The sequence below is a fragment of the Paludifilum halophilum genome (assembly GCF_002245355.1).
GTDB classification, from domain to species: Bacteria; Bacillota; Bacilli; order Thermoactinomycetales; family DSM-45169; genus Paludifilum; species Paludifilum halophilum.
Genome location: NZ_NOWF01000016.1, coordinates 14,890 through 27,201, shown reverse-complemented (window position 1 = coordinate 27,201; position 12,312 = coordinate 14,890). Strand labels below are relative to the sequence as shown.

The window sequence follows — 12,312 nt, the reverse complement described above, 5'->3', positions numbered from 1 at the left end:
GGGTTACCCCTATGGCCGAAACCGAGCAGAAAAAAGGAGAAGGATTATCCCGGGGGCTGAAAGAACGGCACATCCAGTTGATCGCTATCGGCGGAGCCATCGGAGTCGGACTGTTCCTGGGCTCTGCCAAAGCGATTCGGACCGCAGGACCGGCTTTGATGCTCTCTTATCTTTTGGGAGGAGTTGTCATTTTTCTGATTATGCGGGCCCTGGGAGAATTGGCGTTATACAAACCCGTTTCCGGTTCTTTCAGCGCCTATGCCCGGGAGTTTGTCGCCCCGTGGGCCGGATTTGTCACCGGTTGGACGTATTGGTTTTTGTGGGTGGTTACTGGGATGGCGGAGATTACGGCGGTCGGACTGTACACCAAGTATTGGTTTCCCGACATACCACAGTGGATCCCCGCCTTGATCGCTCTAATCGCCATCTATATCATCAATCTGATCGCCGTCAACGTATACGGCGAAGTGGAATTCTGGTTCGCATTGATTAAAGTGGTCACCATACTAGCCTTGATCGGTATCGGGCTTTTGATCATCACGACAGGGTGGGGAAATCAGGGTCGGCCGTTGGGCCTGTCCAATCTATGGGCTCACCGGGGTTTCTTTCCCCAAGGCATTTCCGGAATTCTTCTTTCCCTTCAGATGGTGATGTTTTCTTTTTTGGGCACTGAACTGATCGGGGTAACGGCGGGGGAAGCAAAAGATCCGGAAGAAACGTTGCCCTCCGCCATCGACAAGGTTTTATGGCGAATCCTGATTTTTTATATCGGTGCCCTCTTCGTGATTATGGCCCTCTTCCCTTGGAATGAAGTAACGGCCAGGGTGAGTCCCTTTGTACTCACCTTTGAAAAAATCGGCATCCCCGGTGCCGCCGGTATCATCAACTTCGTCGTGCTGACCGCCGCCCTCTCTTCCTGTAACAGCGGTGTATTCAGCACCGGGCGCATGATGCTGACCCTGTCCCGCTCCCATCAGGCCCCCGCCCTGTTCGGCAGGCTGAACAGGCGCAATGTTCCCGCCTGGGGGCTAACCGCCTCAGCACTGGTATTGTTGATCGGGGTGCTTCTCAATTATGTGATACCGAAAAAAGCTTTTATCTACATCACCAGCATATCCACGGTGGGAGCGCTCTGGACCTGGTCAATCATCATCTATGCCCATTTACAATATCGGAAATCCGTCAAAGCCGGACGTTTACCGGAAAGCCACTATAAATTCCCCGGCGGCGCGTGGCTGAACTGGACCATCCTGCTTTTTCTCGCCGCCGTTTTGATCTTGCTCGGGTTTGACCCGGAAACCCGGGTGGGCCTGATCGTCGGTCCGATCTGGTTTGCCATCGTTCTGACCGCCTATGGAATGCTCCGTCGTAAGGAACGCTGATACAACTCACAAAAAGCCCCCGTTGAGGGGCATTTTTATGTCATCCAAAAATATTGCGAAAATATTATTGAAATAATCGCAATAGATCATATATAATCAAAAGTGATCAAAAATCCACCTTCAGCGATCGACCCCACACACCCTAGACTCCCCTGTTATGGCAGTGGGCTGTAAATGCAAGCGCTTTCGATTATGCACTCGTCAAGGGGATGTTCCGCCATGGTTCGGAGAGTGTAAACGCATCCCCGTCATTTCTGTATATTTTTTACTTTTCAGAACGAAGAGGAGGAGAGGATGATCATGAAAACACGCTCGGTTTTGATTTGCCTTCTGGTCGCTTCTTTCTTGTTAATCCCCTGGAGAACGGGTGTACTGCAAGCCAAAAAAGCAAATGAAACTCAATACAACGAGCCCTATCGCCCGCAATATCATTTTACTCCGCAGAAGAACTGGATGAATGATCCCAATGGATTAGTCTACTACAACGGTGAATACCACCTGTTTTACCAGTACAACCCGTATGGGGACAAATGGGGGCACATGAGTTGGGGGCATGCGGTCAGTAAAGATCTCATCCATTGGGAGCACTTACCCGTAGCATTAAAAGAAGATGAACTCGGAATGATTTTTTCCGGTAGTGCCGTGGTCGATCAACATGATACCAGTGGTTTTTTTGATGGGAAATCGGGCATGGTAGCAATCTATACAAGTGCGGGAGAAACCCAACAACAAAGTATCGCATACAGCAAAGACAATGGAAGAACATGGCATAAATACAAAGGAAATCCTGTCATCCCCAACCCTGGTATCAAAGATTTCCGGGATCCCAAGGTATTTTGGCACGATAAAACGGATCAATGGGTGATGGCACTGGCTGCCGGGGATCGGATTCAATTTTATACCTCAAAGAACTTGAAAAACTGGAGCTTTGCAAGTGAATTCGGAGCCAACCAAGGGGCCCACGGAGGGGTATGGGAGTGTCCCGAACTGTTTCAGCTCCCCGTAAAAGGGAATCCGGACGAAACCAAATGGGTTCTGCAGGTGGATATCAACCCGGGGGCGGTAGCCGGCGGTTCCGGCGGTCAATACTTCGTTGGGGAATTTGACGGAAAGAAGTTTACTACCGATCAAAAAGATGTTCAATGGGTCGATTACGGAAAAGACTTCTATGCCACACAGGCGTGGAACAATACCGGAAAGCGCCGTATTTGGTTGGCTTGGATGAACAACTGGCAATACGCTCAAGATATCCCGACCTCTCCATGGCGCAGTGCGATGTCCATCCCCCGGGAGGTGTCCCTGACAAAAAGGGATGGGGAGTATACGTTGATCCAAGAACCCGTCCGTGAATTCAGTCAACTCCGAGAAGATACCCGCACTTGGGGAAACCGGATGATAACTCCAAAAAACCATTTGCTGTCCGATATCAAAGGAGAAACCTTGGAGATTGAAGCTGAAATCCGGTTGAAAACGGCTAAAGAGTTTGGTTTTAAGGTACGAAAAGGGTCGGAAGAGGAAACAGTGATTGGTTACGATACACAAACTCAAAAGCTTTTTGTTGACCGGACGAAGTCGGGGGAAACCGATTTTAGCGAACATTTTCCCGGTATCTATGAAGCCAAAATGGAACCGGTAAACCATACAGTCCAACTCCGTATCCTTGTGGACCGCTCGTCGGTAGAGGTGTTTGGAAACGATGGGGAAACGGTACTAACCAATCGGATTTTCCCGGATCTCAAAAACCAAGGTTTAGAGTTGTTTACGGAAGGCGGGAACGTAAAACTGAAAAAGCTGAAAGTCCACAGACTCAAGTCCGCTTGGAAATAAAAAAGCGACGATGCCCTGAATAAAACAGCCTCAGAGGGTTATTTCTCTGAGGCTTGTTCCGTTTGGGATCGACTGGAATTCCCGTTTTATTGCCTCTCTTCGGCAGAATCATTTGCCGCGGGAACGTCCTCCTTTTCCCCGGTCAGGTTCTTCAGCTTGCCATCCCGGTACACAAAGGCGACAAACCGAATCCGGACGTTGGGGCGGCGATGCTCCCCGAAAAGATTCCATTCCACGACGGACACAGTTCGGGAAAGCCGGCTGATCCGATCCAACAGCTCTTTCGCTTGTTCATCGGTTCCTTGGACGTACAGATCCACCCACACACGACGATAACGAGACTCATCAGCGGGTAACATCTCCCGAATCTCTTTTTCCAGGGATGGATCTTCCTCTTGGTCCGACTCCTGCCGCTCTTCGGCCTGCAGGTCCTCATTGCGCTCACTCTCATCCGCTTCTTTTTTCTCCTCTTTTTCTTCTTCTTTCTCTTTTTCCTCCTCCGTCACTGGCAACCGGGGCAATCCTTCCGGTTTCTCCGCCGTACGAAGTTCCACCCATTCCGCCCCGGAGGATTCCACCGCCTTCCGCAACTGAACCAGGAGCCGGTCGGGTTCGGTTTCTACAGGGAGCTGCTCCTGCAAACCGGCCAATTCTTCCGGTGTGGGTTGGGGCGGTGGTTCATATTCCGGATCCAGGATCTTTTCATGCCGATCCATATAGGCCCGGGCCTGTTCCATCTCATCCTGAAGGGAACGGGCTTTCAAATAATGAGGATAAATGACGGACAGCGCCAAGGTAGACAGGATCACCGTTCCACCCAACCAGATATAGAAAAGACTTTTTCCAGATTTATACCACCCTTGCGGTCGGACCTTTTTCCTCCACATCCCTATTCACCCCCCGTTTTTACGGAAGAGAGGAAGCGAAAATGGAAGTGGACGATTTGCGCTTCTCCTTCCAATGGATTCGGGGTTGTCTCATCGTTGCAACGCCGACCCATGCAGTCCAGATAAACATCCTTTGCTCGCGGATCTTTCTTCAAATCCTTTAAAAAAGCGGCGGCTTCGGAGGGTGAGGAAAAAACCACCCATCCGTCAAAGCGGGACCCTTTCCCTTCCGCCCGGATCAAAGAGACTCCGGAAGGAAGATTTTTATTGACGATACCAATCGCCTGACTCCAGGAGACGCGGTTCTTTCTCAAATCCTGTGCCGCCTCCCGGTAAGTGATCGCCGGACCGTACCGTTTCATGAACTGCTCGTGCTTTTGGACCTGATCCTGGGCTTCCATCCTTTCGGATTGCACTTGATCATGGGCTTTTTGCAACCGGGTTTCCTGCTGGACTTGTTCGAGATAGATCCAGAAGGCGAAGAAAGCGAAATGGACCAACCACAGCAGAATGACAATCAGTCCCAGAGTAAAAAAACGGCGACCCGCCGGTTGCGGAGGCATGAAATTCATGGGTTCCCCACCCCTGCCAACGCCGCCCCCAGCGGGGCGGACAGGGATGCGCCCAGCCAACGGGAGGCTTTTAATTGCAATTCTTCGGACATCATTTCCTGAGGGCCTGCCCCGGTGCGAACCGAAGGGACATCCCGCTCCTTTAACCACTTTTCCAACCGGTTCAATTCGGCACCTTCGCCAGTTAATACCCACACCCGGGACGGTTTCCACACTTCGGTGCGGATCCAGTCCGTCTCATCCCCTCTCAACGCTTCCAACAAAGCATTTCCATAAGCATGAATCTGTTCTTCTTCCCTCAACAGGGGAGTCAGCGGATCAACAGAAATCCTGTCCGGCATTCCGTTGAGAAACCGGTTCATCGGAAGATCGATCACCGTACATCCCTGCAGCACTCCATAGTGGAATAAGCTTACATCCACTTTATCTCTGGAAATATGAAGAAAGACCGGTTTATATAAAGTAACGTCTTTCTCGGAGTAATCCACCCACCGGTTGAGACTCGCGGCTGTCAGATCCACAGAAACCGGTTCCAGTCCGCACCAACGGACCAACTCCACCCGTTCTTCCACATAGCGGCGGGAAGCGGCCGCCACCATCACTTCCTGCCGGTCTCCATCTTGCCAAACATGCCCCACATATTCAAAATCGAACAGGGGGTCGTCAAAAGGGAGCTCCCACTCCGGCAGGACCTTTTTCTCAATCCATCGGCGCATCCGCTGTTTCCGCATCTCCGGTGTATACCAGATCCCGGTGACAATCTGTCGGTTGCTCAACGTCAGGTGAACGCGACGGGTATGCAAATCCCGCCCCACCAAGGCATCGCAGATCGACTGGATCAGTTCGTCGGCTTCCACCTGCATCTCCTCCCCCATCCATACCGGAAGCAGAGGGTGAACCACATATTGGGTCAGACGGGGCCGGCGGATTCCCTTTTTCACTTCAACCAACTTAAACATCGAGTCCGTCAATTCCATCCCTAAGGCATATCGCCGGATTAAAGACATGTTCGATTTCTCCTTAAACAATCCCGCTCTCATGGGTCGGCATCGTGTTTCTAGCGCCCCTTCAAGCAACCTTGATCTGCTTTTTAACCATTGCTGGGTGGTCGGGCTGGTAAGCAGTCTCCGATCTCTTGCCAAGAACGCAAGGACTCCGCCGGCCCACCACCCTTCCCAACTGGATTTTCTGATGGGGCACTAGAAGCATTGTGATTTAGCATGTGTCCTTGGTGGGTCGGGGTGGGGTTCCACACTCCGTTTCGTTGTTCTGACGAGCCAAAGGCACTCCCATGTGGAATTTCACCCTCCCGAACAGGAGCTTTGTCACAACGCTTCTAGGTTATGGCCCCACGACAGACTGATACAAGATTAACATTGGATAAAAATCGGGAAATTCCTTTCCTGTCTCAACCAATTACATCTCTTTGACTAGATCTCTCTCCTCCTCTTTCCATACAGCCCCGTCCCTTTTAAAATATTTTATCTTGGAATGGTCGGACTTACCAGAGGGGATACCCTCCCCGTCTGATATTCACTTTCCTCCCGACAGGGGGATCCGTTTTCCGGAAAGTCCCTGTACCAGGGGTTTACCGGTTCCTATATGATAGAAGTAGAAATCCATTCGTATTCTCTCTGTGTTGGCGTATGGAGGAAGGAGAAACATGATGAAACAGGGGAAATGGCTGTTCGCTCCCATACTGGCACTGGCCTTCCTATTTACGGTTTCCGTACCGGATGCGGAGGCCGCAAGCGCTTTTCACATCGATATTGATCTGGCGATCAATCGGTTGATTTTGTTTAAAAACGGTACGGTGCAAAACGTGTATCCCGTTGCTACCGGCCGCACTCCCTCTCTGACGCCGGAGGGCACATTCACAATCATTACCAAGTTCATCAAACCGGGGTGGAAAGGTATTCCCGGCGGAGTGCCGGAAAATCCCTTGGGAGAACGCTGGCTCGGTCTGAAGGTCAACGGGGACCAAGGCCGTACTTATGGCATCCACGGCACCAACAACCCCCAGTCCATCGGCAGTCACGCTTCCAGCGGATGTGTACGCATGTATAACGAAGATGTGATCCAGCTGTACGATACCGTTCCCATCGGCACCCCGGTCACGATCCACACCGGAAAAACCGGCGACCGGGAACAAATCGAATTGCAACCGGCATCCGGCCAGGTGAAGATCACCGTTCCCGTCGCCAACATCAGGTCTCATCCGTCGCTGGATGCTTCCATCCTTCATAAGTCCACCCGAGGAACTCCCTTCACCTTGACCGGATCAGCCGGAGATTGGTACCGGGTCCAGACAGATGCAGACAAAACCGCTTACGTCCACCGCACAGTAGCCGAAAAAATCCCTTCCACGCTGAGGGTAACTGCTCCGTTGGCCAACATCCGACAGACCCCGTCCATGACGGGGGAGGTTGTACAGCGCGTTCCGGAAGGGACGCGGCTTCATCCGACGGAAATGAAGGGCAACTGGCACCGAATCCGACTCAACAACGGCAAAACCGCCTACATTCACAAAAACGTCGTCCGCTGACAACCATCTCCCCGGGAACAGCCGCACCCCCGCCATTGATCGGCGGGGCTTATTTCTTTGCAGTAAGGAAAGCTGTAAACAAAAACCCCAGTCCCTGAAGAGGCTGGGGTTCGTCGTTTACACCAGTGTCAACATCCGGTCCAGAGCTGCTTTAGACCAGCGTGTCGTATCCGGGTCGACAGCGACCTGATTGACTACTTCTCCCTCGACCAGGCTTTCCAGTGTCCACAGAAGATGAGGACGATCGATCCGGTTCATGGTAAGGCAAGGGCACATCGTTTGGCTCAGCAATTGGATGTTTTGTTCCGGGTGGTTCTGGGCCAGCCGTTGCACCAAGTTCACCTCGGTCCCCACCGCCCATTTGCTTCCGGCAGGAGCATTTCCGATCGTCTTAATGATATAGCTGGTGGAACCGTTGCAATCTGAAGCCTGGACCACATCAAAAGTGCATTCCGGGTGAACAATCACCTTCGTCTCCGGATCCCGTTCCCGAACCCGCCGGATCTGATCGACAGTGAACTTCGTGTGAACGGAACAATGTCCTTTCCACAGCAGGACGCGCAAGTCCTCCATCGGTCCGTTCACCTCTTCCCAGGAACCGTCCACCTGGTTCCAGACAGCCATCTGTTCCAGAGGGATCCCCATGGCATAGGCGGTGTTGCGGCCCAAATGCTGATCCGGCAGGAATAACACCCGTTTTTTTTGGGAGAAAGCCCACTCCAGCACTTTTCTGGCATTGGTGGAGGTACAGGTGGTCCCGCCATGGCGGCCGACGAAGGATTTGATAGCGGCGGTGGAGTTTACATAGGTAACAGGGATTACCGTATCCCCCAGTTCTTCCTGAATCACTTCCCACGCTTCCTCCAAGTCGTCGATGTCAGCCATATCCGCCATGGAGCAGCCGGCCTTCATATCCGGCAGGATCACCACTTGATCATCTTCCGTCAAAATGTCCGCCGACTCCGCCATAAAATGGACACCGCAAAAGACAATGGCCTTTGCATCCCGCTGTTTTTCGGCAATTCGGGCCAACTCGAGAGAGTCTCCGGTAAAATCGGCAAAACGGATCACATCGTCCCGCTGGTAGTGATGTCCCATGATCACCAGATCATGGCCCAGCTGCTCCTTCGCTTTTAAAATGCGCTCGTCGTACTCCCGATCGGACAGATTCCGATACACCTCCGGCAACTGGGGATTACCGGTCGCCAACCAATCGATCGCCATCACAATTCCTCCTCCATCTCGAGTTCCATACTGATATCCAATGCCGGTGTGGAATGGGTCAGCCAACCCAGGGAAACGCCGTTCACTCCGGTTTCCGCCACGGCTCGCACGGTATCCGGCGTGACACCGCCGGACGCCTCCGTCCAGACCCGGCCCCCGATCATCTCCACTGCGCGGCGCAAGGTGTCCACATCCATGTTATCCAACAGGATGGCATCCACATCGAGGGAAAGGGCCTCTCTCACCTGATCCAGGGTATCCGCTTCCACTTCCACCTGCACCATATGTCCCATTTCCTTTCGAACTCGGTGAACCGCTTCCGTCAGGCCGCCTGCCAGGGCGACATGGTTATCCTTGATCATAATACCGTGGCTGAGACCGAACCGGTGGTTGGTTCCCCTGCCCACCTTGACCGCATATTTTTCCAGAAAACGGAGTCCCGGTGTCGTTTTCCGGGTATCCAGAACGTGACAATTCAAGCCGTTCACTTGATCCACCACTTCCCGGGTGGCAGTAGCAATTCCGGAAAGGCGCTGCAATAAGTTGAGAGCCACACGCTCTCCGGTGAGAAGCGCCCGGGTCTTTCCCCTGAGACGGGCGAGTACGGTACCCGTTTTCACAGGGGTTCCCTCCTCCACCGCAGGGACCCACTCCACCTTCGGGTCCAGTTTCCGGAAAACGGCTTCGGCCACGGGTAAACCGGCGACCACTCCTTTTCTTTTGGCGATCAGGTTGGCTTGGCTCCGATGGCTTTCAGAGACCAGAGCTTCTGTCGTCCAATCACCATATCCCACATCTTCGTTCAATACCTCACGAACAAATTCTTCCATCCGCAACGGGTTCATCCCGCCTCCCCCTTTGGACCTGATAGTGTTGATCCACCCATTTCCGAAGCTTTTCTGGAAAATCCGCCCGGTAGTGACCGCCCCGGCTTTCTTCTCTCCATAAAGCGGATTGGATAATAGCTTGTGAAACGATTAGCATGTTATGGCATTCCAAAAAACGCTCCGGCACTTGTTCCCGGAGGGCGGACAACTGTTCCAATCCTTCCCTCAAACTTTCTCCGTTTCGGACGATCCCCGCCCTCTCCCACATCAGACGGCGGATGATTTTCTTCCATTTCTCTTCTTCTTGCGAATCCCCTGGAATCAGCGGCTTCCTCCCGCCGGCCTTTCGGTGCGGCGGTGACAGCCGAGCCGCCTCCTTCGCCACGCGTTGGGCAAAAACAGCCCCCTCCAACAAGGAGTTACTGGCCAACCGGTTGGCCCCGTGTACACCGGTACAAGCCACTTCCCCCACTGCCAACAGCCGCGGCACCCGGGTCCGTCCGCAGGAGTCCGTTTGAACACCGCCCATGATAAAATGAGCCGCCGGTGTCACGGGAATCCATTCCTTTTCCGGATCGACCCCGTGGGAGAGACACGCCCGGTAAATGGAGGGAAAGCGTTCACAAAAAGAGCTCTTCAAGGAACGCGCGTCCAAAAAGACCCGCCGACCTTCCTGCATCTCCCGGTAGATGGCGCGGGAAACCTCGTCCCGGGGAGCTAAATCCCGCCATTCGTGATACCGGGCCATAAACGATTCACCGGTATCATTCACCAATGTCGCCCCTTCTCCGCGAACCGCTTCCGACACCAGAAACATCGGGTTTCTCTTCACAGCCAAAGCGGTGGGATGGAATTGAATAAACTCCATATCCCTCAGCTCGGCTCCCGCTTTATAAGCCAAAGCGAAACCGTCTCCCGTCGTCACTGCGTCATTGGTGGTGTAGCGGTAGAGCTGTCCGCAACCGCCGGTGGCCAGAATGACACAGCGGGCGGAAAAGAGCCATGCCGCCCCGCGTCTGTCGACGGCCGTCGCACCCGTACACTCCCCTTCCTCCACCACCAATTCCGTCACCCGTGTATGGAAATATCTTTGAATACGGGGATGAGCGGTGACCCGCCGGAGCAGTGTCCGGGTAATGGCCGCCCCGGTGGCATCTCCGGAAGCGTGAAGGATACGGGAAACACTGTGAGAACCCTCCCGTCCCAGTGCCCACTCCTCCCCCTTTCGGTCAAAGGGAGTTCCCAGACGCGACAAGAGATCTACCGTTTCAGCCCCTGCATTGACCAAAACATCCACCGGACCCGGATCGCAAAGACCCACCCCGGTACGCAGGGTGTCTCTCCGATGCAGAGCGGGAGAATCCCCTTCTCCCACCGCTGCAGCGATTCCTCCTTGAGCTCGGAAAGAGTTGCTCTCCTCGCTTCCGGCTTTACTGAGCAAGGCGACTTCCCCTTCTCGGGCCAACAACCAGGCGGTAAGTAATCCGGCAATCCCGCCGCCCACCACAACAAAGTCCGTTTCGATACGCTCCATCATGTGATTCCTTTCACAAAGTTGTCATGAGAAATCAATAACATTTTCTCAATATCAGGCGTTTTGTCAACTCCAAAATTCAGACGATGCTATACATTTCACAAAGTATGTTTTAAAACCCTTTCATTTCAACTTCCGTTTCACCTTTTCACAATTTCACAAAACGGAAATGATCGAAGGTAAACAAAAGGACGCTGCCTCATCTTTTTCCTCTTTCATGATCGATGACAATCGGCTATGATCAAAACAGACGAACCCCCTGCGAGGAGGAAGACGATGAAGCCCCTTTATTTTGATCATGGAGCCACCACTCCCCTGCGGCGGGAAGTGCATCAAGCTATGATACAATGCATGGAAGAAACCTTCGCCAACCCCGGCAGTCTTCACGATGAAGGAACACAGGCCGCCGATCAGGTGGAGCACGCCCGAAAGCAGATGGCTTCCGCCATCGGAGCTTCTTCACGGGAAATTTTGTTTACCGGATCAGGCACAGAGGCCAATAATCTGGCCATCCTGGGTGCCGCCCGTAAAGCGCGGCGAAGAGGCAGGCACATCATTACGACACAGGTGGAACATCCTTCCGTATTGAAACCTTGTCACCAGTTAGAAGAGGAAGGTTTCCGAGTCACATACCTGCCTGTGGACGAAATGGGAATGATCTCGTTACAAGACCTTGACGAGGCGCTAACCCCGGAAACGATCCTTGTCAGCGTGATGGCCGCCAACAACGAAGTGGGGACACTGATGCCGATTCACGAGATCGCTGACCGTCTCCGGAAGCGAAGGATTCTGTTTCATACCGATGCCGTCCAGTATTTCGGGAAACATCCCTTCGACGTTTCCCGTCTCGGAGTGGACCTTCTCACCCTCAGCGGTCATAAAATCAACGGCCCCAAAGGGATTGGCGCCCTTTATCTCCGCAAAGGGATTCGCCTGGATCCGCTCTTGTTCGGTGGAGGACAAGAACGGGGTCTGCGACCCGGGACACAGAACGTTCCCGGGATAGCGGGTCTGGGTGTGGCCGCCCGACTGGCCGCAGAGGAAGCGACGGACACAGAACGGCACCTTATAGAACTGCGGAATCTCCTGTGGAACCGCATTTCCCGGGAAATCCCCGGTGTCCGGTTGAACGGCCACCCCGAACACCGGCTTTCATCGAACCTGAACCTCAGCTTTGACCGCGTGGAGGGACAAGCCATCCTATTGGAACTGAACCGGAGCGGGATCTCCGTCTCCAGCGGGTCCGCCTGCAGTGCAGGCAAACACGCCCCTTCCCATGTATTGACAGCGATGGGGCGCCACCCGGAAGAAGCCTACCAAAGCCTTCGGATCACCCTCGGCAAGGAAAACGGAGAGGAGGACATCCATACACTGGTGGAACGGCTGAAAGAGGTTCTCGGTTATCTGCGCTCCTTGATCCGTGGATGAATGCTTTCCATTCGGATCCTTCTACAGGAAAAAGGTCCCGACACAATACGTGCCTGCAACCCTTTCCTTTCCAATTTCAAGGCGTA

The 12,312-nt window shown here is 53.4% G+C and carries 10 protein-coding genes; 4 read left to right on the top strand and 6 right to left on the bottom strand.

Annotated features, from left to right (window positions below):
* Positions 1-11 precede the first annotated feature (11 nt).
* Both CHM34_RS17605 and CHM34_RS17600 read left to right on the top strand, forming a co-directional pair.
* A complete protein-coding gene (locus CHM34_RS17605; protein ID WP_094265930.1) occupies positions 12-1,382 on the top strand; it encodes an amino acid permease in 1,371 nt (456 codons plus the stop codon).
* Positions 1,383-1,682: 300 nt separating this feature from the next.
* On the top strand, positions 1,683-3,209 hold the full coding sequence (locus tag CHM34_RS17600; RefSeq protein WP_240512068.1) for a glycoside hydrolase family 32 protein: 1,527 nt from the start codon (positions 1,683-1,685) through the stop codon (positions 3,207-3,209).
* 86 nt (positions 3,210-3,295) lie between these two features.
* Here CHM34_RS17600 and CHM34_RS17595 read toward each other — a convergent pair whose 3' ends face one another.
* The 3 genes from CHM34_RS17595 to pilM are packed head-to-tail and all read right to left on the bottom strand — an operon-like array spanning position 3,296 to position 5,675.
* Complete coding sequence (locus tag CHM34_RS17595) at positions 3,296-4,096, bottom strand: hypothetical protein (RefSeq protein WP_094265928.1); 801 nt, start codon at positions 4,094-4,096, stop codon at positions 3,296-3,298.
* A 2-nt stretch (positions 4,097-4,098) separates the two neighbouring features.
* Positions 4,099-4,668: a PilN domain-containing protein gene (locus CHM34_RS17590; RefSeq protein ID WP_094265927.1), complete on the bottom strand. Its 570-nt coding sequence runs from the start codon at positions 4,666-4,668 to the stop codon at positions 4,099-4,101.
* Positions 4,665-5,675, bottom strand: a complete 1,011-nt coding sequence (gene pilM, locus CHM34_RS17585) for a type IV pilus biogenesis protein PilM (RefSeq protein ID WP_169713817.1) — start codon at positions 5,673-5,675, stop codon at positions 4,665-4,667. Before pilM ends, CHM34_RS17590 begins: the two co-directional genes overlap by 4 nt.
* Before the next feature lie 659 nt (positions 5,676-6,334).
* Here pilM and CHM34_RS17580 point away from each other — a divergent pair.
* Positions 6,335-7,213 carry a L,D-transpeptidase family protein gene (locus tag CHM34_RS17580; protein WP_141201760.1) on the top strand — a complete coding sequence of 293 codons (879 nt, stop codon included), beginning with the start codon at positions 6,335-6,337 and terminating at the stop codon, positions 7,211-7,213.
* Between the two features lie 117 nt (positions 7,214-7,330).
* On the opposite strand, the gene nadA is transcribed toward CHM34_RS17580, so the two are convergent.
* From nadA to nadB, 3 genes are read right to left on the bottom strand one after another with little or no spacing between them, the layout of a single operon-like run.
* The gene (nadA, locus tag CHM34_RS17575; protein ID WP_094265924.1) at positions 7,331-8,437 is read right to left on the bottom strand and encodes a quinolinate synthase NadA; all 1,107 of its coding nucleotides are present in this window, start codon (positions 8,435-8,437) and stop codon (positions 7,331-7,333) included.
* The gene (nadC, locus tag CHM34_RS17570; protein ID WP_094265923.1) at positions 8,437-9,282 is read right to left on the bottom strand and encodes a carboxylating nicotinate-nucleotide diphosphorylase; all 846 of its coding nucleotides are present in this window, start codon (positions 9,280-9,282) and stop codon (positions 8,437-8,439) included. The genes nadA and nadC overlap by 1 nt, the downstream gene beginning before the upstream one ends.
* Positions 9,248-10,798, bottom strand: a complete 1,551-nt coding sequence (gene nadB, locus CHM34_RS17565) for an L-aspartate oxidase (protein WP_206093838.1) — start codon at positions 10,796-10,798, stop codon at positions 9,248-9,250. The genes nadC and nadB overlap by 35 nt, the downstream gene beginning before the upstream one ends.
* 276 nt (positions 10,799-11,074) lie before the next feature.
* Between nadB and CHM34_RS17560 the strand changes: the two genes are divergently transcribed.
* Positions 11,075-12,226: a cysteine desulfurase family protein gene (locus CHM34_RS17560; protein WP_094265921.1), complete on the top strand. Its 1,152-nt coding sequence runs from the start codon at positions 11,075-11,077 to the stop codon at positions 12,224-12,226.
* Positions 12,227-12,312 lie beyond the last annotated feature (86 nt).